Below are 24,422 nucleotides of genomic sequence, written 5' to 3'. Positions count from 1 at the left end.
GTCCCCTTTGAGAGGGGGTCAATCGTCCAAATTGAACGCTTGATCAATCTTTCTAACGCCGCATCCCACCCGTGCTCCGCCCTGTCCAAGACGCCCCGCCCTCACACGCTCTTCTCCATGAAACACACCACGAACGGGAGGTGCGCGAACTTCCGGGTTCCCGTAATGCTGAAGCCCTGCCGCTCGTACCAGCGCACCAGTTTCCTGTTTTCGTACATGGCCCCGATGCAGATCGTTCCGCCTCCGGACCGCCGCACCTCCTCCACGGCGTGCGCCACCAGCGCCCCGCCGTATCCCCGGTTCCGGCTCCACGGGGCCACAGCCAGCTTTTCGAGAGAGAACGTCGCCTCGTCTTTCCGCTTGAGGGCCATGCAACCGGACAAACCGTCCTCATCGGACAGGCCGTACAGGACGGTCCCCCGCTCCTGTTCCTCGGCCAGTGCCGCGTCCCGCAGGAAGGCTCCGTTCGTGGGGCAGTTCTCTTCCGTGAGATCAAAAGCCTCGGCGACTGTGGCGAACGCCTGCCGAATGACCTCCGCCGCCGCGGGGACGTCGTCAGGTGCAAGTTGCGTGATGGTGTGCATGGCTCTTCCCATAATAATGATTGGAACACTTCGGCATTGAGATGAGATTCATAACAAAAGGTACTCTGTGCCGGAAAAGGCTGCGGGCAGGGATATACCCCCTTTGGAAAGGGCGGGAAGGGCTCCGCGCCGGCAGTTTTGGGGAAGGAGGGGAAGGGGGCCCCTGCCTTCAGAAACGTCCCCCCACCTCCGAGGCTTCCCCCGCTCTTCAAGAATCTTGCTCCACCGCCGTCAGCTCCATGTCGCCCCAGACGCCGATGGCTCCCCCGCACTGGGCGAAAATCCCGGTGAGCCCATGCTTCACGAAGCGCCGGGCATAGCCCACCACGGCTTTGACGTCGCCGGGGCCTTGCAGACGGTTGCACAACGCCGTCGCCAGCGCGTCCGCCAGCGCCCCGTCCGGGGAGCGCACAAGCACCAGCTCGCCCTGCCCGAAGCTCAGGGAATGCCCGATGGTCGCGGAAGAGGCGCACAGCGCCAACGGGCATGCCGACGCCGCCACATTCAGCCCGATGAGCACCCCGGACTCGGGGTCGGGCAGCAGCCCCACCACACGATCGCGCCGCGAGTACATGAAAATGTCACCTCCGTTCTCTATGATGAGATCCGGAGAGCGGTCCACGAGCGATTCCGCCGCCATCTGCGCGATGGTCCCCGCCACCGCCGCGAACGGCCCCACCCCGGCGATAGCCGAAGCCTCGGTCATGCGCCGGACGATTTCGGGAGGAGGGGCGGAACAGGACAGCGGGACGGGCACAAGGCTGTGCCGGAATTCGGGATGCAGCACAATCCACGCCTCCAGCTCGCCGCGCAGCGTACGCACGCGTGCCGCCAAGGCATCCTTGAAGCCTTCCGGCAGGGGCGACACCGCCGTCACCCGCAGATCCGTCTCCCCGATCACGAGCTGAAACCCGTGCTCGCCGTCACGCGGGGCGCAGCGTTCCCGGTATCCGCGGTGCGGATCAAGATGAATCCCTTTCACAGTCCTGCCCATCCTTTACTTTTAGTACGATTGATTCTAAAAAAATGTGTTCGCAAAGTCGATTTCCGCCCGCCGGGCATCACCTTTTCACTTTTTCCAACGCGTCCATACAGGAGAACGTCATGCCAAAGCATTTCATGAGAATCCGCGACCTCGGACACAGCGGGGCATGGGAAATCATCCGCCGTGCCAAGGAAATGAAAGAGACCAACTATCGCGGTCACTGCATGGACGGCAAGGTTGCTGCGCTTATTTTTGAAAAAGCCTCCACGCGCACGCGCGTCTCCTTCGACGTCGCCGTCCGCCAGCTCGGCGGCACGACCATCTTCATGACCCCCGCCGAAAGCCAGCTCGGCCGCTCCGAACCCCTGCGCGACACCGCCCGCGTGCTCTCCCGCTACGTGGACTGCCTCATCGTCCGCACGTTCGGCCAGGAAAAGCTCGACGAACTCGCCGAATACGGCTCCCTCCCGGTGGTCAACGCCCTCACCGATCAGGGCCATCCCTGCCAACTCATGGCGGACCTCCTGACCATCTACGAGCGCACCCCCGACTTCTCCAAAGTCACCGTAACCTGGGTGGGCGACGGCAACAACATGGCCAATTCGTGGATCGAAGCCGCCATGTACTTCCCGTTCCAGCTCAACATGGCCATCGCCCCCGGCTATGAGCCCGATCAGCAGCTTCTCGCCCTTGCGCTCCAGTCCGGCGCGAAGATCTTCCTGACCCACGATCCCAAGCTCGCCGTCGACGGCGCGGACTACATCTATGCCGACGTGTGGGCCTCCATGGGGCAGGAAGAGGAGCAGAAAAAGCGCGAGGAAGCCTTCAAGGGCTTCTGCGTGGACAGCGAACTCATGAGCCTCGCCGCTCCCGGCGTCAAGTTCCTGCACTGCCTGCCCGCCCATCGCGGCGAGGAAGTGACCGACGAGGTCATGGAAAGCGAAGCCTCCATTGTCTGGGATGAAGCGGAAAACCGCCTGCACGCCCAGAAAGCCATCCTCGAATGGGTTTTCTCCGACTAGAAGCCGCCGCTCCGGCCCAAACTCCGGGCCGGAGCGTTTTCCCAAAATCATTGACATCCTCCCTGTCGGGGAGAATGGTTTTAAACCAGCCTTTCTCCGGCGTTCCGGCACAAACGTGTTCTCCGCCCGACAAAAGGAGGATTCATGGAATCGCCCTTCCCTTCCCGCGCCGAACTGGACCCTCCCGAACAAACGCCGCACGTTTGCCTTCTGGCCTGCAGTCCGCATCCCGACGGCAGCACCGACGCCTCCGCCCGTCTGCTGGAACAGGCCCTTTTGTCGCGCGGCGCGACCGTGGACCGCATCAGGCTGAGGGAATACGCGATCCATCCCTGCATCGGCTGCGGCTATTGTTCCGCACACCCGGGGCATTGCGTCTTTGACGGGGACGACGTTGCGGATCTGTTCCGGCGGATGGAACACGCGGACAGCCTCATCCTGAACATCCCCGTCTATTTTTATGGCCCCCCGGCGCTGCTCAAGGGCTTCATCGACCGGGCACAGATTTTTTGGGAACAGCGCCGGGAAGGAACGCGCACGCCGCGCCGTCCCGCCCATGCCGTCCTTTGCGCGGCGCGTACGCGGGGCGACAGGCTCTTTGAGGCCAACCTCCTGATCCTGCGCTGTTTTTTGGATACGCTGGGATTCAGCCTGCATGAGCCGCTGCTTTTGCGCGGCGTGGAGCGGCCCACCGATCTTTTGCATTCACAAGCCATTGCCCAGATTGAACGATTCGGGCTCGAAGCCGCCGAACAGGCCACACGTTTCTATCATGAATGAACGAAGCTTTCGTTTTCTCCAACCGTTACGGGATCTGCTCCACGCCACTTCGCTGGATGAGCGGCGCTGTATCCTGTGCCATATCCCTTTTTCCCCGCTGAACCGGGGGGAACTGCCAGCCGATGCCGACAACGAGCAGCGTATGCAGATCCCCCTCTGCCCCTCCTGCCGGGCCCTGCTCCGTCCACGCAAGGGAGGCTACTGCCCCTCGTGCGGCGAACTCCAGCCCTTCTCAGACTCCGAGCCCGCCCTGTGCGAGACATGCCAAAAGACGCCGCCGCCGTGGGAGCATTTCCGCTTCTACGGCGCATACAGCGGCGCGCTGAAAACGCTCCTCCTGCGCGGCAAGTTCGGCGCCGACCCCGCCGTGCTGCACCTGCTCGGGCGGTTCCTCGCCCTCTCCTGCAAGGATCTGCCCAAGCCCGACGCCATCGTCCCCGTGCCCCTGCACTCCACGCGGCTGCGCGAGCGCGGATTCAATCAGTGCCAGGAACTGGCCCGCCCCCTGTCCGATGCCCTCGGCGTGCCGCTCGTGCCCGATCTGCTGCTCCGCCAGCACCCCACCCGGCATCAGGTGGGCCTGAGCGAAGCCGAACGCGTCGCCAACCTCAAGAGCGCGTTCCTTTCCCTCCCGGAAGTCCGGGGCAAGCGCATCCTGCTTGTCGACGACACCTACACGACCGGCACAACCTTGCGCCGCGCCGCCCTCGCCCTGCTCGATCCACATGCCGGGGCCGCCGCCGTGGATGTGGCCGTCGTCGCCAGAACACCGCGCGAAAAGCACGACTTCCAGTACAACTGGAGCTCCCCACACGAGTCACTCCCCAAAAACAGCTGAGAATTCCGACTGCGGAGGCCTTTCATGTTCGGACGTACCCTGATGACCCTCGGACTGGCCATGCTCTTGGCCGCTCCGGCCCATGCCGGTTTCGGACTGGTCCTTCCCGACAGCCCCATCGTTGACGACCCGGAAAAAACATCCCTCAACCTCGTCATCTGCGCCATTGATCCGGCAACGGGCGCGGGCATCCCTATTGAACGCCCGCAAGTCTTCACGGCACTGCGCTACAGCGGAGACAACATGGACCGGAGCGAACACCTCTCCGTCCTCGACGAAGTCGTCGCCTACGGTGCTCGCGCATGGACCACAAACATTTCCCTGCCCCACCCCGGCGTCTACCAGCTCGTCATGCAAACCAAGGCGGGCTGGGTCCCCGAACAGGACAAGTTCGTCCAGTACGTCACCAAGGTGCAGATCCCGGCCTACGGGTCCGCCGAAGGCTGGGACAAGCCCGCCAACATCAGCTTTGAGATCTCGCCCTTGAGCCGTCCCTTCGGCCTGTGCTCGGGCATGGCCTTCTCCGGGCAGGCCCTCTTCGACGGCACCCCCATCCCCGGGGCGCTCATCGACGTGGCCCGCCTCGATCCGGCGATCAAGCCCAACGTTGCCCAGCCGGAAGATCCCAACGCGCCGCCGCAGGACGACAAGGCCCAGCCCAAGGCCAAAAAGCAGGATAAGCAGCCCACGCCGCAGCCCATTTCCGCCTTCGGCGCCACGCAGCAGGTCAAAGCCGACAGCCAGGGCGTCTTCACGTTCGTCTGTCCGCTCCCCGGCTGGTGGGCTTTCTCGACCAGTATGGCCGGCGATCCCCTCCAAGATCCCGAAGGCAAGCAGAAACCGCTGGAAATCAAGACCATTTTCTGGGTCTACATGAACGACTGCCCCAAAACGGCTCCAAGCAAGAAATAAACCATGCGCGATGCCTCGTTTCACCTGCTCGATCGGGCGGCATGGCCTCGCAGCGAGCATTTCGACTACTATATACGCACGGTGAAATGCCGTTACGACCTGACAGCCCACCTGACCGTCACCGCCCTGCGCGAACGCGGCAAGGCCCTCGGCCTGCGTTTTTACCCGCTCCTGCTCTACATCGCGACGCGGGCCATCAACGCGAACCGGGAATTCCGCATGGGCTTCAACGAGCACGGCGCGCCCGGCTACTGGGATTTCATCAATCCGTCCTATACGATCTTCCATGACGACGACAAAACGTTTTCGGACGTCTGGAGCGAGTACGACGAATCGTTTCCCGTTTTCTACCAAAACGTCCTGCACGACATGGAAACCTACAAAGATATCAAAGGCGTCCGGGCCAAACCCGGCAGGCCGGCCAACTGCTGTCCCATGTCCGCGCTGCCGTGGCTGAGCTTTACCGGCATGGCCCATGTGCAGGCCACGGAACCGCCCTTCCTGCCGCCCATCATCACCTTCGGCAAGTACTTCGCTCAGGGGCCGGACACGCTCCTGCCGATCGCCGTCTCCGTCCATCATGCGGCGGCCGACGGGTACCACACCAGCAAGCTCATCAACGACATGCAGGCGCTCGCCGCATCCTCCGACCAATGGATGCGCCCCTGATGCCTCCGCCATATGAGAAAGCCCGGTCGCGCTCCCCAGCAAGGACGTGCCGGGCTTGCTTTTTTCCCTCTTCGTCCTTACCCTATACACTGCAACACCCAAACCAGCGGCAGGAAATGCCTGCCCAACCATCCAGAGGACACATCATGCCCAAGTCGTTTTATGCCTGTCTCAGCGCCGTACTGGTTCTGGTCATGCTGGCTTTCGCCTATGGTGAGGCCGACGCCGCTCGTATCGGCGGTGGCCGTTCCTTCGGCGGACGCCCGTCCATGAGCCAGCCCTACACGAAACCGCTGCCCTCTAATCCTTCCTCCTCGTTCAATCAGCAGACCAACCGCCAGAGCCAGCAGATGGCCAACTCCGCCGCTCCGAGCCGTGGTCTTTTCGGAGGCATGGGCGGTATGCTCGGGGGCCTTCTCGCCGGCAGCCTGCTCGGCTCGCTGCTCTTTGGCGGCGGCTTCAATGGCGGCGGCTTCCTCGACATCATCCTTATCGGCGGTCTCCTTTTCCTCGCGTTCAAGTTCTTCAGCAGACGCCGCGCCGCAACACAGGGCGCAGGACAGCCCAATGCGGGCGGTTTCGACTCGCTCCGCAGCACGCCCGGCTCCGATTCGACGCATCAGCGTACGGCGGCTCCCCAAAGCGGCAAGGGCGGTTTTGACTGGGACGCGCTGACCACGCCGTCTTCCGGCCAGCAGCCCCTGTATCAGGATGAACCCAAGAAGCCTGCCGGATTCGATGAAGAAGAGTTCCTTCGCGGCGCGAAGGCCGCCTATACCCGTCTGAACAATGCGTGGGACAAGCGCGATCTTTCCGATATCGCCCAGTTCTCCACCCCAGCGTTCCAGAAGGAGATCCAGCAGCAGGCCGCCGAGGACAAGACCCCCGGCAACACCGAAATCATGCTCGTGAACGCCTCGCTCCTCTCCGTGGACACCGTCGGCGACGAACAGATCGCGCAGGTCTATTTCAACGTCCTGCTCCGCGAAGACCCCTCGCAGGAAGCGCCCATCGACGTCCGCGAAATCTGGCATTTCGTCCGCCCCGCCTCCGGCGACGGCACCTGGAAGCTCGACGGCATCCAGCAGGTTGAGAATGTGTAGATGAAGTGAATCGTGGAGAGGGAAGGGCCCTTTTTCAAAAAGGGCTCCCTTTCCCCTCCACGAACCCCATCCCCCTAAAACTTTTGTAAGGGCAATGGCGGGATGGGCGGCACGGGAAGCTGCCCCCCTTACAGGGCGTCCCCCGGCATTTCGGTAAAAAGCAAGTCCCGGACCTTATGCGGTTCGGGACTTTTCTTTTGTGGATCGCACAAGGGGAAACGGGGATTCAATAACGTCGAATGTTTTAGGGAAAAGGAGAGATAGGGGTGGAGGAGAACAGGGAAAAGCGTCCTTCAGAAAACCTTTCCTCCCTTTCCCAATGCTTCAGCGACACTCGCCCAGCAACATTTCCAGAACGGCATCGGCCTCCATAGCGGCGGCCATGACGACGCGAGGCGCAAGGGGCGGCATACCGGGCCCGATACCGCTGACGTGATCGCCAACCACGACGAGACGGCTTCCGAGCTTCCGGGCGGTCATCGGAACGCCGCCCCACCCGGCCATGCCGGAGGCGGAAACCACACGGTGCCCGGCCAACAGCAATGCTTCGACGAGATTCTTTTTCACTTCGGGATCATCCACGGCCTCGACGACGATGTCGCATCCGGCAAACAATCCACAGGCCGAAGGGCCATCAAGAGCCCGCTGCTCAAGCCGCAGGATGACGGACGGATTCAGTTCCCGCAAGACCGCGCCCAGCGCCTCCACCTTCGGCAATCCCAAATGCCGGGGGAAAAAATGCTGGCGGTTCAAATTGGACAACGCCACCACATCCGGGTCCGCAATCACGAAATCCCGAATACCCGTCCGGGCCAAAAAGACGGCACAGTTGGAGCCTAACCCGCCCGCTCCGGCCATGCCGATGCGCGCCGACGCCAACACCTTGCACTGTTCCGCCGCAAGATGCCCTTCCAATACCGCATCCCAGCCAATAACCCCATCCGCCATTCCGCACCTCATCCACAACATCCCGCACAACGGAACTCCCGCCGAGCGGCCTCCCCGCCAGTCAAAAGTTTTGGGGGATAGGGGTGGGGTCTGGGGAGGGGAAAGGGCCCCTTTTCCTAAAGGGGCCCTTTCCCCTCCCCAGTCTCCCCAGCCTCCACACGTCCCTCTCCCTACGCCGACTTGCCGCAGGCGTACGCTTCGTCGAGAGGCTCCCACGACTTGCACACGGGCTGGTATCCCTGCGCCTCAATGGCGGCAATCATCTGATCAACATCCCGATCGTCGGCGATCTCAAACTGGGCTGTGTCGTGTTCCTCGGCGACATCCTGCGCGGCATGGGCATGTCCGCCCACGGCGGTGGAAACGCCCGCCGAAATCTTGGTGATGCCAAGCCCGATGAGCCGATCGCGCAGGAACGGGCGCTCGCGCGTGGACAGCGTGATCCCGGCGGCGGGCAGATAGAGCCGGAGTGCCTGGATATACTGCACCAAATCCCGTTCGGAAGCGGGATGGATGTCGTTGAACGAACCTTCATGCGGACGCATACGCGGCGCGGAAACGGCGATGTCCACACCGGGATACGTCGCCTGAATCCAGTCCGCGTGCAGCCCGGTGTAAAAGGCGTCGCGCCGCCACTGATCGAGGCCGAGCAGCGCGCCCACGTTCACAGAACGCATACCCGCCCGGGCCGCCCGATCCGGAGCGTTCAGACGGAACCGGAAATCGCGTTTGGGACCGGCGGGATGCAGCTTGAGGTATAGCTCCTCGTTATACGTCTCCTGAAACATCGTGAACGAATCCACTCCCGCGTCCACCAACATCCGATAGTCATCCTCGCTCATGGAATAGACCTCGACGCCGATGCTCGGGAAATACGGGCGCAGGCGACGGGCCGCCTCCGCGATGTACGCGGGCCCGGTCAGCTTCGGAGCGTCACCGGTCAAAAGCAGGATGTTGCGGAGCCCGGTCGCGGCGATGACCTTGCCTTCGGCCTCCACCTCGTCCATCGTCAACATGGAGCGATGGATATGGTTCTTGGTGTTGAAGCCGCAGTACACGCACTGGTTGGTACAGTAGTTGGCGAGATAAAGCGGCGTAAACAACTGGATGGAGCGCCCGAACTGCCGGACCGTCACGTCGCGGGCAATACGGGCCATCGTTTCAAGATACGGAGAGGCGGCGGGAGATACCAACGCCATGAAATCCCGGGCGTTCAGGCGTCGGCCGTTTTCCGCCAGTTCCAGCGCGGCCAGCACATCCGTTTCCGTGGCCGAGGCCAGCCCGGACTCCACTTCATCCAAAGGCCACTCCGGCAGGACGTCGGAAAACAGGCGGCTCATGACGCAGCCCCCTCGTCATGGCCGCCGAGGAACCCGGTCAGCGGCGAGGAGGCCGACGCCCCGCCCTGCAAGACCGGGCCTGCCTTGGCAAGAAAGGCGTTGCGCCCGGCGCGCACGGCTTCGCCGAAGGCCGCGCCCATGCGTACCGGATCGCCCGCCGTGGCAATGGCGGTGTTCACGAGGCAGGCCGCCGCGCCCATTTCCATAGCTTCACAGGCCTGCGAAGGCTTGCCGATGCCCGCATCGACAACGATGGGCAGGCTGATTTCTTCAATGAGGATACGGACCATTTCCTTGGTCTGGAGGCCGCGGTTCGTGCCGATGGGCGCACCGAGGGGCATGACGGCGGCGGCTCCGGCATTCACGAGATCGCGGGCCACATACAGATCGGGGTTCATGTACGGCAGGACGGTGAAGCCTTCCTTGGCGAGGGTTTCCGTGGCTTTGGCGGTTTCGTAGCCGTCGGGCAGGAGATGGCGCGTATCGGAGATGACTTCGATTTTGATCCAGTCGCCACATCCTGCGGCACGGGACAGACGGGCGATGCGCACGGCCTCGTCGGCGGTACGCGCGCCGGACGTGTTCGGCAAAAGCCGCATCGTGCCGGGGATGTGGCTCAGCACATTGTCTTTCGAGTTGCCGAGATCCACACGCCGCAGCGCCACGGTGATGACTTCCGCGCCGGAAGCTTCCGCGACCGCCGGAATCAGGCTGTCCGAACCGTATTTTCCCGTACCGATGAACAGACGGCTGTGCAGTTCCACACCGCCGATGATCAATGCATCCGAACTCGTTTTCATAGCCCATCCTTGAGTGAACACTCGGAAAATATGACGGGGCAAACACCCCAAAAGAACGCTCCGAAAAGAGCACCCGGCGGTGCGGAGCAACGCCTGTCGGGTCCCCCCAGCAGCCGACGCATGAGGGAGGAAAGACAAAGGAAGGCGGAGAGGCCTCCGTCCTTCAGGAGATTCGCCTGTTCCGGGAATACCCCTCTTTACCCGCCGCCGACAAACTGCAACAGCTCGAGCGTGTCGCCGTCCTGCAAGGCGGTTTCGGCAAACGTCCCGGCGGGCACGATGTCCCTGTTCCGCTCCACCACGATTTTTTCAGGCGACAACCCGAGCCGGAGGATAAGGTCAAGCAGCGTCGCCCCCTCATTGCATACGGTGCTCTCGCCGTTTACGGTGATATTCATGAAAGCCTCGTGCGGTTGGCCATCAACCAAAAAACGCCCGTCACGAGGGACGGGCGTTCTCAGGATCAGGCATGATGACGCTTCCCTACGGCAGTACCAGCTGCGTCAGGTTCCAAGGGTCTGGGACGAACCCACTCTCAGCCTTGACAGGCTCCCCTAGCTCGGATGACTATAGCGAGCGGCCTCTCTTCTGTAAAGAGCCGTTTTCTTCCTTCTTTCCACTACTTTTTGAGGATCAGCAGATCCTCAAGAGGACGCTTCGGCACATGGTGCACGCCCTGCGCGTCGCGCCAGTACTTCACGGAGCCGTCAGCCCCCACGGTTTCAACGCGGCGGACTTCCTTTTGGAAGCCGAGCGCCAGTACGAGCAGCGGCTCAAGGTTCTCGGGGATGCCCAGCACCTCCCGGATCTTGCGCGGATCAAAGGACAGGAAAATGCAGCAGCCGAGGTCCCGCGTATACGCCGCCAGCTGGATGGTCTGCGCGGCGATGCCCGCATCAATGGCATTCAGTTTTGCCCGCGTCCCCGCCTCACCGAGAATGGCGACGTAACCGGTGGGACGCTCACCCGCTTCGGGGCCGTCCCAATCGGTCAGCATCCCCGCCCATTTCAACGCCGGGAAAACGGCGGCGCAAGCTTCCGGGGATTCCGCAACGGCAAACCGCAACGCCTGCGCGTTTCCACCGCAAGGCGTCACGCGGGCACACGCAATAAGCCAGTCCAGCATTCCGGCGGGCATCCCCTCGGCTTCCCGGAAACGGCGGCAGGTCCGGGCCCCGGTTACAAGCTCAAGAAAATCCATAAACATCTCCTTGGTTGAGATTGTAAGGACCGTTTCTTTCTAGCACCCCCCGCGCGGGTCCACAACGGGTTGCGTCCTGACGGGGCGCGGGATAGTGTGTCTTCGCCCGGTTACGGGACGGTGGCCCCTTACGGAATCCCTTCAACAGGGCTTTCCGCGACACGGAGCGCCGCTTTCATTCCGGGGCATACCGACGCATTCCGCAAAGGATTTTTATGAAGTACCTCGCCATAGACTACGGCCAGAAACGCACCGGCATTGCGGTTTCGGATACCGGGGGCAGCATGGCCTTTCCCCGCAAAACCATCCTCATGCGTACCCGCGCCGCCTTTTTTGAGGAATTGCTCGCCCTCATTGAGGCCGAAGCCACGGACGCCATCGTCATAGGGCTTCCCATCAACCTCGACGGCGAGGAAAGCCTCACGACCCGGCAGGTCCGCAACTTTTCCAAGAGCCTCGCCCGGCGCACCACCCTCCCCCTGTTTTGGATGGAGGAAGCCCTCAGCAGCTACGAAGCCGAAAGGGACCTCCGGGACGCCGGACGTTCCGCGGCTCAAGGCCGGGCCGTACTCGACCAGCAGGCCGCCGTGCGCATCCTGCAATCTTTCCTCGATCAACCGGAAGCCAAACGGAAAACCATATGAACGAATCCCCCGAAGAAACCAAAAACACACCTGCCGACCCCGGCGCCCCGCGCCCAGAAGAAACAGGCATACCTTCCGGCGTATCGGATACACGGAATCAACAGGCTCCTCCGGATCAACAACATTCCGATGCGTCATCCCCCGAAGCAGAGAACTGGCAGCCGACTGACAAGAAGCCCGGCGAGGCCTCTCCCCTTGATGGGGAGAAGCCGGAAACGCCTCTGCCCGCTTCCGCGCCCGAGACGCCCAAACCCAAACGGCTCTGGCCGCGCTTCCTGCTCGGGTTCATGCTGCTGGTCCTGCTGGCTTGCGGCGGAGCCGGTTGGCTGGCCTATGACTTTCTGAACAGCCCCGGTACCGATCCCGCCGTCACGCCCGCGCAAGACGTGGAAGTGACCGTCAATCCCGGCACGACGTTCCGTACCCTGACGCCTGAGCTGGTCCGCCTTGGGGCCGTGCGCAATGCCGACAAGTTCATACTCCTGCTCCGCTGGATGAACTACAGGGATATCCCCCACGCGCTCAAACCCGGACGGTTCCGGATCAACACGGGCTGGACGCCGCAGCAGGTCATCGATCAACTGGTCAACGGTTCCCCTCTGCTCGACCGGGTAACAATCCCCGAAGGCCTCGCCTGGTGGGAAGTGGGCAAGCGGCTGGAAGAGGCGCAGATGGTGCGTTTCGAGGATTTCGACAAGCTCGTCCATGACCCCGCCTTTCTGCGGCATTGGGGCATTCCGTTCGACAGCGCGGAAGGCTTCCTGTTCCCGGACACTTATCTGATCATGCGTCCGCTGGAACTCAATGAAGCCACCGCAAAATCGGTCGTCGGACGGCTTATCGACAACTTCTGGCGCAGGACCGCCCCGCTCTGGCCAGGCGGCAAGCGCCCGGGCCCTTCCGGGCGCGACGAGGTACGGCGTCTGGTCACGCTGGCCTCCATCGTCGAACGGGAAACAGCCGTACCCTCCGAGAGGCCACGCGTCGCCGGGGTATACGCCAACCGGCTGCGGCTCAACATGCTGCTCCAGGCCGATCCCACCACGGCCTACGGGCTCGGGGAAAGTTTCGACGGCAATCTGCGGCGCAAACATCTCGACGACGAGGGCAACCCCTACAACACCTACAAGCACCCCGGCCTGCCGCCCGGCCCCATCTGCTCGCCGGGCCTCGCCTGCCTCAAAGCGGCCGCTAACCCGGAGCAGCACGACTACATCTATTTTGTCGCGCGCGGGGAAGACGGCTCCCATGTGTTCAGCACCAATTTAGCCGCTCACAACAAGGCCGTCCGAGAATATTGGGCAAAAAGGAGAGGGAAGTAGATTCTTGGAGTGGGCGGGGAGAACTTTCTCTAGAAAGTTCTCCCCGCCACCTCCAAACCTCCCCGCCCCTCTCAAAGATTTTGACCTTATCGAACCTCCCATGAAGGCTTTACAAAAAACAAAGCCCGTTAAAGAATTCCTTCAACGGGCTATCATCTTAGCCAAATCCTCCGCAGGAACGAACTCCCGCCGCGCGGCCTCCCCAATCTCTTTTACCCTTCCATGACCCTGATCCGATCAAATCCGGAGAGCAACCGGCGTTCCAACACGCGAACCCTGATGACCAGAAGGACGGCTGCAATGGATACGCCGACAATGAACGCCGTCCAGAACCCCTGCGGGCCAAGGGGATCGCCCCACAAATGCGTCCTGCCAAGCGTATACCCCACAGGCAGGGCGAACACCCAGTAGGAAATCAGCGTCACGCACAGGATGGCCCGCGTATCGTTATACCCACGCAGAATACCGACGCTGACCACCTGCACGGCATCCGTAATCTGATAGGTCGCGGCAAACAGCAGCAAGTGCGACGCCAGCCCGAGCACCACCGGATCGTTGTTGTAGACGGCGGCGATCTGATGCCTCCAGAGGATGGTCACCAACGCCGTGAAACACGCCGCCATGCAGGCCAAAAGCCACGAAGATCGGCTCGCCACGCGGACGGCCTCCACCGACTTGCGCCCGAGGGCAAACCCCGTGCGGATGGTCGCCGCAGTACCGATGGACAACGGGACCATGAACAGCAACGAACTGAAATTCAGGGCGACCTGATGTCCCGCCACCTGAATGGCCCCGAGCGGCGCGATGAGCAGCGCCACCGCCGCGAACAGCGTCACCTCAAACAGCATGGCCAGCGCACCGGGAAAACCAATGCCCGCCAGCTTTTTGAGCGTCGCCCAAACGGGGACTTCCCATACCCGCCAGGTCATCAATTCCCGCAAGTAGGTATGCCGGCACACGTACACCACCATCGTCAGGAACATGACCCAATAGACGATCGCCGTGGCGACGCCCGTACCCGGCCCGCCGAGCGCCGGGAGGCCGAGCTTGCCGAAAATCAGGATATAGTTGCACGGTATATTGATGAGCAGCCCCATAAAGCCCGCGAACATGGCCGGACGCATAAGCGCCATCCCCTCCATGCCGCAGCGCAAAGCCACGAACAGCAGGTAGGCAGGAGCGCCCCAGATGATCGCCCGCAGGTATTGCCCCGTCATGAGCCCGAGAGCCCCCTCAACGCCCATATCGGCGAGATGGAACGATACCAGATACACGATAAGGATGAGCGGAACCGAAATGAACAGCGCCATCCAGATACCCTGCCGCATGACGTGCCCGACACCCTGCATGTGTTCGCCGCTCCGCATGGACCCAGCCCCGCGAAGCTGCGCCACGCACGGCGTAACCGCGAGCAGCAGCCCCTGCCCGAACAGGACGAGCGGAACCCAGAGCGACCCGGCCAGCGCCACAGCCGCCATATCCACCGCCCCCACCCGGCCTGTCATGACCATATCCACAAACCCCATTGAAATCATGGCGATCTGCGCCAAAAGGGCTGGAACGGCAAGAGTAAGCTGCGTTTTCATTTCAGTGAGATAGGCTCGACGCTTCGTAGACATGAAAGACCTCAAAAAGGAAAAAAGGAGAAAGACAACCCTCCTTGAAACACTGTCTCAAGGAGGGTCGGCGGACTATAACTGGAACAGATAAAAAGGCAATCGCTTCTCATGCCCGAGAAAGCGGAAAAAAGGCGTTTCGATGTTTAGATCGGAGCTCCCCTTCCACCGAAAAAAGGGGCGCTCCAATCCGGGCGCCCCTTTTTCGGGTCAAACGCTCAGATCATCAGTAGGCTGAACCTTGCGGCCTGCGGTCAACAGCAGAGCGAAGCAAATCAGCGCTATGGCGATACCCACGATATTAGACAGCTCGTAGGACATGCCGAAGCCCATCGTCTTCTCAAAGCAGATATACACGGCGCTCACGGCAGTCATGAAGCAAGCGGGCACGGAGGCAATCCAATGGAACTTGCCGCGATGCAGCAAGTAGGCGGCCGCAGCCCACAACATGATGGCGGCGAGGGCCTGGTTGGCAAATCCGAAGTAACGCCACAGCATCCCAAAGGGAATGAAGTTCAAAGCGACGCCCACGACAAACAGCGGGACGGCTATCATCAGGCGGTTCTTGTGCGGGCGCTGATCATAGCCGATGGCGTCGGCAATGGTCAAACGGGCAGCACGGAAGGCCGTATCGCCGGATGTCACGGGCAGCACCACAACGCCGAGGACGGCAAGGGCGCCACCGAACACGCCAAGCAGTTCCACGGAGATGTTGTTCACGACCAGCGCGGCGTTCCCCTTGGGGCCGAGGGCGGCGGCAAGAGCGGCCGTATCGGAGTAGAAGGACATGCCGAGGGTCACCCAGATAAGCCCGATAACGCCTTCCGCAATCATCGCACCGTAAAAGATCTTACGGCCATGCTTTTCGTTGTTGATGCACCGGGCCATCAGCGGAGACTGCGTGGCATGGAAGCCGGAGCAAGCGCCGCAGGCGATGGTAATGAACACCAGCGGCCAGGCGGGCAGGCCGGAGGGGCTATGCATGGTCCATTCGATGTTGCTGTAGAAGGTGTACCCCTTGAAGGCCAGAGCGCCCAGCAGCCCAACGGCCATGAACACCAGCAGTACAGCGAAGAACGGATAGACGCGGCCGATGATCTTGTCCACGGGCAGAATAGTGGCAAGGAAGTAGTACGCAAAGATGATCGCCACAAAGAGCATACTGTGCATACCGGTCAACTGGGACAGCAGGCCAGCGGGCCCCGCCACGAAGACCACGCCCACCAGAATGAGCAGCACGACGGCGAACACGCGCATGAGCTTCTTGATGAGGTCGCCAAGGTTGTACCCGACGATATCCGGCACGGACTTGCCGTTATAACGGACGGACAACATCCCCGAGAAGTAGTCATGTACGGCACCGGCGAACACGCATCCGATTACGACCCACAGGAGAGCTATGGGACCGTAGAGGGCACCAAGGATCGGCCCGAAGACGGGGCCAAGACCGGCAATGTTCAGCAGCTGGATCAGAAACACCTTGGTAGGGCTCATCTCCACATAGTCCACACCGTCAGGCATTTTGCAGGCAGGCGTGGGGCGGTTGGGATCAGGCCCGAACACCTTTTCCACAATGGCGCCATACACACAATACCCAGCCAGCAGCCCTGCCAGGGCCAACACAAAATACATCCATGAAGGCATACAATTCCCCCTCTAAACGTGAGTGTTACGGAACACCCTCCCTTACGGCAAGGAGATTGCTCCACTACCGCAGAAGTCTAATCCCGGCGTTCTTTCCGAGTCAAGGGGAGAAGTGCTTTTTGCGCAATAGGATACAAAACCAGTCCGTATGCTTTGGGATCCACGCGTTGCACGGTCAGAAATCCTCTCCAGAGCCCGTGCAGCGCGTCAAATATAAAAAGAGAAGGGAGCCGAAACTCCCTCCTCATCAAAGCTAACCGGAATCGGCGTCAGCCGATTTCAATTAGAAGGTGTACTGCAAGGTCACAGCGCCGCGGGCGATGTTTTCCTTGTTGTTGTCAACCGTCTTACCCCAGACGCCCTTTTCGAGGTCGAGGTTGATGTAACCGATTTCAACGGCCAAGGTCAGATCCTTGTAGATCTTGTACTGGGTGTCGAAGTTCACTTCCCAAGCCTTGTCAGCCGTGGTCAGGTACAGACCATCCGCACCCGTGAGGGTCGCTCCACCATGACGCACCATTTCGGTATTGTTGGTACCCTTGACAAAACCGACGCGGAAGATATGCGTCAGGTCTTCCATGAAGGAGATGTCCTTCGCCTGGAGGTACACACCCATGGTGCCAGTATTGGAGAGGCCGAGCATATCACAAGAAACACGACCGAAGTTGTCATCGAAGCCGTAGGAAGAAACGCTCCAAGAACCTTCAACGACCGGCATACGTTCGGATCCGTTGTACGCATTGCTGTCGTCACCGGAAGAGTACCAGAACAGGACACCGGGGGTGAAGTAATCCATCTTGTATTCGCCAAGGATGGAAGCGAACCAACCGGAACGCTCGACGTCAAAGTTCTTTCCGTCCTTCCGGTAGGAACCCATATCCACACCACCGTAAGCGGCATCAAGAGCAAAACGGAAAGGATCGAAGTAGGTCAGTTCGGAAGCCACGCCAACCCACCAGGCGTTGCCATGGCGGTCAACCGTGTTATAACCGGCACCAGTAGCACCCACAGGCATCAGACGCTCAGCCATCGTGGCACCGTTCTGCCCAGAACCGTTGCCAGCATTATTAAGGCTGTCACGGCCAATAGCGCCATACATGCCCCACGGGGTCACCTTCACGCCGTCGAAGGTCATGGGCACGGTCAGGCCAACAAAATCCATAGCGTCACTGTACTGCTTAACGCTGTTGGAACCCGCATTGTCGTTCTCAGCACGGAGCCAGAAGAGGCTGGCGCCCACGTTTTCGGTGAACTGGCCGGAGATGGTGATACCAGCACCGTCAGCGGAACCGCCGCCGAGGATGGGGCTGTTGGAGATAAAACCGGGCAGGCTGAAGTTCTGAAGACCCATACGGACCTTGGCGTCGGTCTGGGGGATCACCCAGTCAACGTAGCTGTAACGGACCTTGACGATCTTGCCGTCGGTACCGAGGGAAGCGCCGTCATTGGACTTACCCCAGTTCTGGTCGCCCATTTCGAGGAACAAAACACCCTTCAGGGATTCGGAAGCGATGACGTCGATCTGGGTACGCAGACGCTGTTTCGCGGTGAAGTTATCCTTGCCGGAATGCTTGGCAAAAGTCTGGTCACCCACCTGCCAAGAAAACGTCCAGTTGCCCTTGGCCTTGATATCAGCAGCCTGAGAACCAGCAGCAGCGCCGAGCACGAGGCCAGCAGCAAGAAGCAGAGTCACGATGCGCTTCATTTGTATTCCTTCCTTCTTAAATAAAATTCCTTGATCGATGAACACAGGACAATCCAGTGTTCGCGTTTCTTTTCTCATAACTCTAAACCGAGATCAACCCTTTTTGTAAAAAAATTTAAACTTCGTGATTCTCACCCCTCTCAAACAGGCCAAAAAGGCAAAATCCCTGTACCGTCCCTCAAGGCCGACGTGGTTTACCCCCTCCGAAAAGCAGGGCTTGACGGGACGGCACAAGTACGCAAATAGTCGCATGGTACGGTTGCTCAACGCTCCCGCCTCGCATCCGCAGACCTCTTTTTAAGGATAGACGCATGGGTTTCTTCTCAAGTATCAAACGGCTGTGGTCATCGAATAAAACTGCTGAAACTCCGGAAACGCCACAGGTCCCGGCGGAGGAAGCACTGGCCGCGCAGCCAGCGGAAACGGAAGACGGCGCATCTCACGAAGAATCTTCCGTTTCCGACGCGCCACAATCTCCTGTGGAGGTTTTGGAAAAACTGCCGGAAACGGCAGCCGCAGAGCAGCGACAGGCCGATCTGGAAATGGATCAGCTCGCTGCCGGACAATCTCTTGAACCGGACGGGCAAGCTCCCGCACCTGCGGCTGCCGCCCAACCTGCCCCTCAGCCCGACGCCCCGAAGGAACCTTCCGGATGGCGCGATACGCTGCTGCTTACCCTCCGGGAAGCCGAACCGCGCCTGTCCGTGTGGCTGTCCATCGCTCTGGAAGATCTCGGACCCGACGCACGCACGGGCGACGAACTCTGGGAGCGTGTCCGCTTCCTTTTGACCGCCCTTGGAGCCCCGGAGAACGAAGCCGATGCCTTCGTCGCCGACTTCGCCGCATGGGCCGCGCGCATGGAATACGAAGAAGTGGCGGACTTCCGTTCGGAACTGCAGTACCGCCTCGCCCTTGCTCTCGATCTTGAGGACGAAGAGGATGAACGCAACCGCATTTTCCTCAAGCTGCATCAAGGGCTGGAACGGACCCGTGAACAGCTCGGCAAAGGGCTCTCCACCCTCTTCGCCAGCCACGGCGACCTGTCCGCCGACTTCTGGGACGAATTGGAAGAACTCTTCATTATGGCGGACATGGGCGTCGAAGCCGCGACCGAGCTGTGCAAACGCCTCAAGTCCCGCGCGCGTGCCGCTTCCGCGACCACTCCCGAGGAACTTCGCCCTCTCCTCGCCGCGGAACTGGAAGACATTTTCCGCATCCCGCGCCGCGTCGTCGCGGTCAACCCGCCCGAGGTCGTTCTGATCATCGGCGTCAACGGCGTAGGCAAGACCACGACCATCGCCAAACTGGCCTACCGCGCCCGTATGCAGGGCAAAAAAGTCCTCCTTGCCGCCGCCGACACCTTCCGGGCCGCCGCCGTGGAACAGCTCGGCATTTGGGCGGAACGCACGGGTTCCGGTTTCCACTCCAAGGGGCAGAACGCCGATCCCGCCGCCGTGGCGTGGGAGGCGATGGATGTCGCCATCAGGGATCAATACGATATTCTGTTTATCGATACCGCCGGACGTCTGCACACCAAGAGCAACCTGATGGATGAGCTCCACAAGATCCGGGAAGTCATCGCCCGCAAGCATCCCGGCGCTCCGCACCGCAGCATCCTTATTGTAGACGCCACCACCGGTCAGAACGCGCTCCAGCAGACAAAAATATTCAAGGAAGCAGCAGGTATCGACGAACTTATCCTGACCAAGCTTGACGGCACCGCCAAGGGCGGCGTCGCCGTGGCCGTTTCCATGCAGTACGGTATCCCGATCACCTACGTCGGCCTTGGCGAAAAAATGGAAGACCTCCGCCCCTTCAACGGGGATGACTTCGCTAAGGCGCTCCTTGAGCAGTAAAAAATTGATAAAAAGGGAGGAGCTTTTCTGGAAAAGGCGTCCTCCCTTTTCTCTAGGATGGGTTCACTTTGAACGGATTGGAAATATTGGGGAAGGGGAACCTTTCTGAAGAAAGCTTCCCCTTCCCCAAATCTACCCGCGTAGAGTCCGCCACACCCTTTCCAAAATTTTTTGTGCCTATCGAGTCCCCGTTCACGATTCTTTCTGAGGCAGGTTGCCTTTGGAACACGCTATTTGAAAGTGGAAATACCCTGCCGTCCCCCCTTCTCCTCCCAACCCTTTTGACTTTTTTCCGTTTTTTTCCGAAAGTATGTCACCCTTTCACACGCGACCCATCCTCAAAAAACACACTTTGGAGTGGCAAGACGTTTGGGGGAAACACGGAAAAGCGCTCTCGCTTCTTCGCCCTTCCGCCTTGCCCCTGTTTCCTACGCCGGAGACCTGCATGTACGACATCGACGATCTGAAAAACCTTGTGGATATGGCGGCGGGCGGGCGCAGCCCCGCCGACCTTCTCATTACCAACGCGAAGCTGGTGGACGTGCTGACCGGCGAAATCCGGGAAACGGACGTCAGCGTGGGCGGAGGCAAAATCCTCGGCTTCTCGCATACCGAGGCGGTGAAAGTCGTTGACGCGCGAGGAGCCTACCTGCTGCCCGGCCTCATCGACGCCCACATCCATATCGAATCCAGCATGGTGAGCCCCGCGCGTTTCGCCGGGCTGGTACTCCCGCACGGCACCACCAGCGTCGTGGCCGATCCGCACGAAATCGCCAACGTCCACGGACTGGAAGGCATCCGGTACATGCTGGAAAACGGGCGACACCTGCCGCTCAATATTTTTATCGCCCTCCCCTCCTGTGTTCCGGCGACGCCGTTCGAGGATTCCGGCGCGGTCCTTTCCGCTGAAGAACTGGAAGAGCTCATCGACGACCCCAAAGTGACCGGTATCGGCGAAATGATGAACTTCCCCGGCGTCGTCTCCGGCGACTACGACGTACTGGCAAAAATCCAGCTCGGTACGTCCCACGGCAAAATTGTGGACGGACACGCCCCCGGATTGCTTGGCCGGGATCTAGACGCCTATCTCGTCACCGGCATTACGAATACCCACGAGTGCGCCACGCTTGAGGAGATGCGCGAGAACCTTCGCCGGGGCAGCTACATCCTTATACGCGAAGGCTCCGCCGCCAAGAACCTCCGAACGCTCCTGCCCGGCGTTACGCCCGGCAACGCGCGGCGCTGCGCGTTCTGCTGCGATGACCGCCATATTGAGGATATCGTTTCCGACGGCCACATGGACAACCATCTGCGCCTCGCGGTAGGCATGGGGATGGATCCGGTACAGGCCATCACCATGTGCACGCTCAACGCCGCGGAGTGCTTCGGGCTGCGCAACAAGGGAGCCATCGCCCCCGGCAGGGATGCCGATTTCATCCTTGTGGACGACCTCAAGGCATTCCGCGTGCGCAAGGTATTCACGGCGGGACGCCTGATCGCCGAAGACGGCCGCGTCCTCATCCCGCTGGATGACGCGGCCGCGGGAGCGCCTTCCCACTCCATCCACCTCAAGCCGCTGGCCGAGGATGCCCTGTCCTTGCCTGTCCGTACCGGAAAAGCCCGTGTCATCGGCATTGAGCCCGCCTCCCTCGTTACGAAGAGCCTCGTCCGCGAGGTGAATACCGATGATGCGGGATGCTTCCAGTCCGCGCTGAATCCCGGCCTGACCAAGATCGCGGTCATTGAGCGGCACAAGAGGACGGGGAAACTCGGCATCGGGATTCTGGAAGGCTATGGGCTCACGGGAGGGGCCATAGCGACGACCATTTCCCATGACTCCCACAATATTGTTGTAGCGGGCGACAACGACCCTGATATGCTGCTTGCCGTCCGTGAGTTGGCGGACATGGGCGGCGGCATCGTCTCCGTGCATGGAGGGAGCATCCGGCGTTTGCCCCTCCCCATCGCGGGCCTCATGACCTCCGCCGATCCGCAGGAAGTCAATGCCGTCCTTCACGATATGCTCGTTGCCGCGCGTGCGGAACTCGGTATCCCCGAAGACGTCGAACCGTTCATGACCCTCAGTTTCATGGCTCTTCCCGTCATTCCGGAACTCAAGCTGACCGCCCGCGGCCTGTTCAACGTCAACACTTTTTCCTTCGTCGGCGTAGAAGCCGACTGACGAGGTGCGCCATGCCCAGACTGTTGCCCGGGACCTCTCCCGAAACCGACCTCTACGCTCTTACCGACGACGAACTGTCTCTCGGGCGTCCGGCGGTTGAAGTCGCCAAAGCCCTGCTCGACAGCGGCATCAAGATCCTCCAGTACCGCGAAAAAGAAAAAAAGGCCGGACAGATGCTCAAAGAGTGCCTGGAGCTGCGCCGCCTGACCCGCGAGGCTGGTGCCTGCTTCATCGTGAATGACCATGTCGACATCGCTGTCCTCTGCGAAGCCGACGGCGTGCACGTCGGCCAAGAGGATCTCCCCGTCGAGGCCGTGCGCCGTCTCGTTGGCCCGGACATGATCATTGGCCTGTCCACCCATACCCCTGATCAGGCCCGCGCGGCCGTGGCCTCCGGTGCGGACTATATCGGGGTCGGCCCCATTTACCCGACGCAGACCAAAAAGGACGTTTGCGCCGCTGTAACCCTCGATTATCTTGATTGGGTGGTTGCCAACATCACGCTGCCTTTCGTCGCCATCGGAGGCATCAAGCGCCACAACATTGCGGACGTCATCGCGCACGGCGCCCGCTGTTGCGCCATCGTTTCCGAATTCGTCAGCGCTCCCGACATTCCCGCCCGCGTTGCCGAAGTCAGAAGCGCAATGAAAAAATAGTGTTTTTACAGGCGGGAGGAGAAATTATTCCCTCTCGCCGCCATGTTGCGCGATGGGGGGCCGGCGCATTCCTGTAGTGCGTTGCAGGAAGCGCTTGACCTCCGGCTGATACGGTCATATGTGTTCGACATGAACGGAATCTTCCATACTCCCAAGCGGTTCGCTCTGCTTCTCCTCGCCGCGTTCGCGCTGGCGAACGGTCCCGTGTGGGCCGCTCCGACGCCTGTCGCCGACAAGGGCGGAGATAAAAAGGAAGAGGCCGTATGGGGCGAAATGCCCGCTGGAGCCAAGACAACCTACATCGGCATCCACGGTGGCACTGTGCCAGTCAGCCTGCTGACGGCGGGGGACGGTTCCCCGATGATCGCACTCGTGGGCCTGACCGGAAGCGATTTCCTGAACTTTTTGCGTACCAACGACAGATTGCAGGAAGAGCCCCTGTTTGCCGACAATACAGGGATCTACGCCCCGGGGGCGCACCCTTCGGACATAAGCGACACCCCCGTACAGCCGACAGCCGCTGACGTACCTACGCCACACCTCACCGGGAATGCGACGCAACCCATAACCGGGAACGCTACACAACCGATGGCTCCAAGCGAGCAGGCAGTGCAGCAAACCGCCGACAACCAACCGACCGAACTTCCGGCAACCGATCCCGCCATTCCATCTGAGAGCAATGCAACACTGCTTCTGGCGGGCTCTTCTTCCGGGGATATCCCGGTAATCTATGCAACAGGGCGAAATTTTGAACGACTGAGCCTTGTCCCGGCCAACTGGGCTCCCTTTGGCCTGACTGAAAAGGCCCTTTCCCTTGAAGGCGAAGTGAAAGTTCTCGCCCCGCCCAAGATGATGCCCAAGCGGCACACCATAAAAAAGAAACGGCATTAGCCGTTGGACGTCCCCCCCCCAAGAGGAGGAAGGAACTTTTCCTTCCCCCTCTTTTTTATACGGCTCAGGCTTTACGTAGCAGGGGAGGAGTTACCGAGAACGTCCCTACCCTTTTCCCGTCCTTTCTTCATGGAAAGGGCATGAGAGCCATGCATCTCTATAAGGACATCTCTCCGCCTTACCCAGAGGTTTTCCGGGCCTCTGCTTACGTGAATGCAAAAGGTGGAGAGGAAGCGAATAAGCCGATTATGGAGCGAACCGGGTGCATAAAGCCGTAGGAAAAAAAGCTGGGTGGAGAGGAGGAACCCCGAAGGGAGGGGGGAGATGGAGAAAGAGCAGGAGGGGCTTGCGCCTAGCCTGGGGCTTGGGAAGGGGTTGCCTGTGATGGGGATGGGCTTCGGGCAAAACAAAGGGCCGTCCTGGATAGGACGGCCCTTTGGAAATAAAGTCTTGGCGTTGTTCTACTTTCCCACGTAAGAGTGCGCAGTATCATCGACGATGGAGAGCTTAACTGCCGAGTTCGGAATGGGATCGGGTGTACCCTCTCCTCCATGAACACCAAGACAAATCTCTATGTGATATTAATTGATAGGGGGTTGGGAAGGGGAAAGTTTTTGAAAAATAAGCCGCTCGGGCTATTAGTACTGGTCAGCTGAGCACGTCGCCGCGCTTACACCTCCAGCCTATCGACCGGGTAGTCTACCCGGGCCCTTCAGCTCTTTCG

22 protein-coding genes, 2 rRNA genes and 1 riboswitch are annotated in these 24,422 nt (G+C 60.7%); of the genes, 12 read left to right on the top strand and 12 right to left on the bottom strand.

Annotation, left to right across the window (positions count from 1 at the left end):
- Positions 1-101: 101 nt before the first annotated feature.
- Both T370_RS0112970 and T370_RS0112965 read right to left on the bottom strand, forming a co-directional pair.
- Positions 102-584, bottom strand: a complete 483-nt coding sequence (locus T370_RS0112970) for a GNAT family N-acetyltransferase (protein WP_029435966.1) — start codon at positions 582-584, stop codon at positions 102-104.
- Positions 585-792: 208 nt separating this feature from the next.
- Positions 793-1,578: a UPF0280 family protein gene (locus tag T370_RS0112965; protein WP_029435965.1), complete on the bottom strand. Its 786-nt coding sequence runs from the start codon at positions 1,576-1,578 to the stop codon at positions 793-795.
- A gap of 110 nt (positions 1,579-1,688) precedes the next feature.
- Here T370_RS0112965 and argF point away from each other — a divergent pair, with 110 nt between their 5' ends.
- From argF to T370_RS0112935, 6 genes are all read left to right on the top strand, one after another.
- Positions 1,689-2,591: an ornithine carbamoyltransferase gene (gene argF, locus T370_RS0112960; RefSeq protein ID WP_029435964.1), complete on the top strand. Its 903-nt coding sequence runs from the start codon at positions 1,689-1,691 to the stop codon at positions 2,589-2,591.
- A gap of 144 nt (positions 2,592-2,735) precedes the next feature.
- Positions 2,736-3,371 carry a flavodoxin family protein gene (locus tag T370_RS0112955; RefSeq protein WP_029435963.1) on the top strand — a complete coding sequence of 212 codons (636 nt, stop codon included), beginning with the start codon at positions 2,736-2,738 and terminating at the stop codon, positions 3,369-3,371.
- Entirely contained in the window at positions 3,364-4,209 is an 846-nt protein-coding gene (locus tag T370_RS0112950; protein WP_029435962.1) for a ComF family protein, read from the top strand. Before T370_RS0112955 ends, T370_RS0112950 begins: the two co-directional genes overlap by 8 nt.
- A gap of 24 nt (positions 4,210-4,233) precedes the next feature.
- Positions 4,234-5,121 carry a DUF4198 domain-containing protein gene (locus T370_RS0112945; RefSeq protein WP_029435961.1) on the top strand — a complete coding sequence of 296 codons (888 nt, stop codon included), beginning with the start codon at positions 4,234-4,236 and terminating at the stop codon, positions 5,119-5,121.
- Positions 5,122-5,124: 3 nt separating this feature from the next.
- A complete protein-coding gene (locus tag T370_RS0112940; protein WP_029435960.1) occupies positions 5,125-5,790 on the top strand; it encodes a chloramphenicol acetyltransferase in 666 nt (221 codons plus the stop codon).
- Between the two features lie 146 nt (positions 5,791-5,936).
- Entirely contained in the window at positions 5,937-6,893 is a 957-nt protein-coding gene (locus T370_RS0112935; RefSeq protein WP_029435959.1) for a Tim44 domain-containing protein, read from the top strand.
- 324 nt (positions 6,894-7,217) lie between these two features.
- Here T370_RS0112935 and thiF read toward each other — a convergent pair whose 3' ends face one another.
- The 5 genes from thiF to T370_RS0112910 all read right to left on the bottom strand — a co-directional run bounded on the left by thiF (position 7,218) and on the right by T370_RS0112910 (position 11,182).
- Positions 7,218-7,841, bottom strand: a complete 624-nt coding sequence (gene thiF, locus T370_RS0112930) for a sulfur carrier protein ThiS adenylyltransferase ThiF (RefSeq protein WP_029435958.1) — start codon at positions 7,839-7,841, stop codon at positions 7,218-7,220.
- Positions 7,842-8,011: 170 nt separating this feature from the next.
- A complete protein-coding gene (thiH, locus tag T370_RS0112925; RefSeq protein WP_029435957.1) occupies positions 8,012-9,181 on the bottom strand; it encodes a 2-iminoacetate synthase ThiH in 1,170 nt (389 codons plus the stop codon).
- Entirely contained in the window at positions 9,178-9,981 is an 804-nt protein-coding gene (locus tag T370_RS0112920) for a thiazole synthase (protein ID WP_005030445.1), read from the bottom strand. The genes thiH and T370_RS0112920 overlap by 4 nt, the downstream gene beginning before the upstream one ends.
- A 197-nt stretch (positions 9,982-10,178) precedes the next feature.
- On the bottom strand, positions 10,179-10,379 hold the full coding sequence (gene thiS, locus T370_RS0112915) for a sulfur carrier protein ThiS (protein WP_029435956.1): 201 nt from the start codon (positions 10,377-10,379) through the stop codon (positions 10,179-10,181).
- Positions 10,380-10,444: 65 nt separating this feature from the next.
- A riboswitch (TPP riboswitch) is annotated at positions 10,445-10,547 on the bottom strand.
- 53 nt (positions 10,548-10,600) lie between these two features.
- A complete protein-coding gene (locus tag T370_RS0112910; protein WP_029435955.1) occupies positions 10,601-11,182 on the bottom strand; it encodes a nitroreductase family protein in 582 nt (193 codons plus the stop codon).
- Between the two features lie 215 nt (positions 11,183-11,397).
- On the opposite strand from T370_RS0112910, the gene ruvX reads away from it, so the two are divergent.
- Positions 11,398-11,826 carry a Holliday junction resolvase RuvX gene (gene ruvX / locus T370_RS0112905; protein WP_005030438.1) on the top strand — a complete coding sequence of 143 codons (429 nt, stop codon included), beginning with the start codon at positions 11,398-11,400 and terminating at the stop codon, positions 11,824-11,826.
- On the top strand, positions 11,823-13,148 hold the full coding sequence (mltG, locus tag T370_RS0112900; protein WP_029435954.1) for an endolytic transglycosylase MltG: 1,326 nt from the start codon (positions 11,823-11,825) through the stop codon (positions 13,146-13,148). The genes ruvX and mltG overlap by 4 nt, the downstream gene beginning before the upstream one ends.
- A gap of 212 nt (positions 13,149-13,360) precedes the next feature.
- On the opposite strand, the gene T370_RS0112895 is transcribed toward mltG, so the two are convergent.
- The 3 genes from T370_RS0112895 to T370_RS0112885 all read right to left on the bottom strand — a co-directional run bounded on the left by T370_RS0112895 (position 13,361) and on the right by T370_RS0112885 (position 18,113).
- A complete protein-coding gene (locus T370_RS0112895) occupies positions 13,361-14,767 on the bottom strand; it encodes an MATE family efflux transporter (RefSeq protein ID WP_029435953.1) in 1,407 nt (468 codons plus the stop codon).
- A 207-nt stretch (positions 14,768-14,974) separates the two neighbouring features.
- Positions 14,975-16,408, bottom strand: a complete 1,434-nt coding sequence (locus tag T370_RS0112890) for a carbon starvation CstA family protein (protein ID WP_009369201.1) — start codon at positions 16,406-16,408, stop codon at positions 14,975-14,977.
- Positions 16,409-16,691: 283 nt separating this feature from the next.
- Entirely contained in the window at positions 16,692-18,113 is a 1,422-nt protein-coding gene (locus T370_RS0112885) for an outer membrane homotrimeric porin (RefSeq protein ID WP_029435952.1), read from the bottom strand.
- A 311-nt stretch (positions 18,114-18,424) separates the two neighbouring features.
- Between T370_RS0112885 and ftsY the strand changes: the two genes are divergently transcribed.
- From ftsY to T370_RS0112865, 4 genes are all read left to right on the top strand, one after another.
- Positions 18,425-19,969, top strand: coding sequence for a signal recognition particle-docking protein FtsY (ftsY, locus tag T370_RS0112880; protein WP_029435951.1), 1,545 nt, complete (start codon positions 18,425-18,427; stop codon positions 19,967-19,969).
- A 445-nt stretch (positions 19,970-20,414) separates the two neighbouring features.
- On the top strand, positions 20,415-22,151 hold the full coding sequence (gene ade, locus T370_RS0112875; protein ID WP_029435950.1) for an adenine deaminase: 1,737 nt from the start codon (positions 20,415-20,417) through the stop codon (positions 22,149-22,151).
- An 11-nt stretch (positions 22,152-22,162) separates the two neighbouring features.
- Positions 22,163-22,807, top strand: coding sequence for a thiamine phosphate synthase (thiE, locus tag T370_RS0112870; RefSeq protein WP_029435949.1), 645 nt, complete (start codon positions 22,163-22,165; stop codon positions 22,805-22,807).
- Between the two features lie 129 nt (positions 22,808-22,936).
- Positions 22,937-23,698, top strand: coding sequence for a hypothetical protein (locus T370_RS0112865; RefSeq protein WP_248604258.1), 762 nt, complete (start codon positions 22,937-22,939; stop codon positions 23,696-23,698).
- A gap of 448 nt (positions 23,699-24,146) precedes the next feature.
- Here T370_RS0112865 and rrf read toward each other — a convergent pair.
- A 5S ribosomal RNA gene (gene rrf, locus T370_RS0112855) occupies positions 24,147-24,261 on the bottom strand.
- Between the two features lie 54 nt (positions 24,262-24,315).
- Positions 24,316-24,422, bottom strand: a 23S ribosomal RNA gene (locus T370_RS0112850); the annotation flags it as partial.

Origin of the sequence: Bilophila wadsworthia ATCC 49260 (assembly GCF_000701705.1) — a bacterium.
Classification (GTDB): domain Bacteria; phylum Desulfobacterota; class Desulfovibrionia; order Desulfovibrionales; family Desulfovibrionaceae; genus Bilophila; species Bilophila wadsworthia.
This window is presented reverse-complemented; position numbering and strand designations above follow the sequence as displayed.

Coding starts and splice junctions, on each gene's coding strand:
- T370_RS0112970 (WP_029435966.1), bottom strand. CDS start 584: ATGCACACCATCACGCAACTTGCACCTGACGACGTCCCCGCGGCGGCG.
- T370_RS0112965 (WP_029435965.1), bottom strand. CDS start 1,578: ATGGGCAGGACTGTGAAAGGGATTCATCTTGATCCGCACCGCGGATAC.
- argF (WP_029435964.1), top strand. CDS start 1,689: ATGCCAAAGCATTTCATGAGAATCCGCGACCTCGGACACAGCGGGGCA.
- T370_RS0112955 (WP_029435963.1), top strand. CDS start 2,736: ATGGAATCGCCCTTCCCTTCCCGCGCCGAACTGGACCCTCCCGAACAA.
- T370_RS0112950 (WP_029435962.1), top strand. CDS start 3,364: ATGAATGAACGAAGCTTTCGTTTTCTCCAACCGTTACGGGATCTGCTC.
- T370_RS0112945 (WP_029435961.1), top strand. CDS start 4,234: ATGTTCGGACGTACCCTGATGACCCTCGGACTGGCCATGCTCTTGGCC.
- T370_RS0112940 (WP_029435960.1), top strand. CDS start 5,125: ATGCGCGATGCCTCGTTTCACCTGCTCGATCGGGCGGCATGGCCTCGC.
- T370_RS0112935 (WP_029435959.1), top strand. CDS start 5,937: ATGCCCAAGTCGTTTTATGCCTGTCTCAGCGCCGTACTGGTTCTGGTC.
- thiF (WP_029435958.1), bottom strand. CDS start 7,841: ATGGCGGATGGGGTTATTGGCTGGGATGCGGTATTGGAAGGGCATCTT.
- thiH (WP_029435957.1), bottom strand. CDS start 9,181: ATGAGCCGCCTGTTTTCCGACGTCCTGCCGGAGTGGCCTTTGGATGAA.
- T370_RS0112920 (WP_005030445.1), bottom strand. CDS start 9,981: ATGAAAACGAGTTCGGATGCATTGATCATCGGCGGTGTGGAACTGCAC.
- thiS (WP_029435956.1), bottom strand. CDS start 10,379: ATGAATATCACCGTAAACGGCGAGAGCACCGTATGCAATGAGGGGGCG.
- T370_RS0112910 (WP_029435955.1), bottom strand. CDS start 11,182: ATGGATTTTCTTGAGCTTGTAACCGGGGCCCGGACCTGCCGCCGTTTC.
- ruvX (WP_005030438.1), top strand. CDS start 11,398: ATGAAGTACCTCGCCATAGACTACGGCCAGAAACGCACCGGCATTGCG.
- mltG (WP_029435954.1), top strand. CDS start 11,823: ATGAACGAATCCCCCGAAGAAACCAAAAACACACCTGCCGACCCCGGC.
- T370_RS0112895 (WP_029435953.1), bottom strand. CDS start 14,767: ATGTCTACGAAGCGTCGAGCCTATCTCACTGAAATGAAAACGCAGCTT.
- T370_RS0112890 (WP_009369201.1), bottom strand. CDS start 16,408: ATGCCTTCATGGATGTATTTTGTGTTGGCCCTGGCAGGGCTGCTGGCT.
- T370_RS0112885 (WP_029435952.1), bottom strand. CDS start 18,113: ATGAAGCGCATCGTGACTCTGCTTCTTGCTGCTGGCCTCGTGCTCGGC.
- ftsY (WP_029435951.1), top strand. CDS start 18,425: ATGGGTTTCTTCTCAAGTATCAAACGGCTGTGGTCATCGAATAAAACT.
- ade (WP_029435950.1), top strand. CDS start 20,415: ATGTACGACATCGACGATCTGAAAAACCTTGTGGATATGGCGGCGGGC.
- thiE (WP_029435949.1), top strand. CDS start 22,163: ATGCCCAGACTGTTGCCCGGGACCTCTCCCGAAACCGACCTCTACGCT.
- T370_RS0112865 (WP_248604258.1), top strand. CDS start 22,937: ATGAACGGAATCTTCCATACTCCCAAGCGGTTCGCTCTGCTTCTCCTC.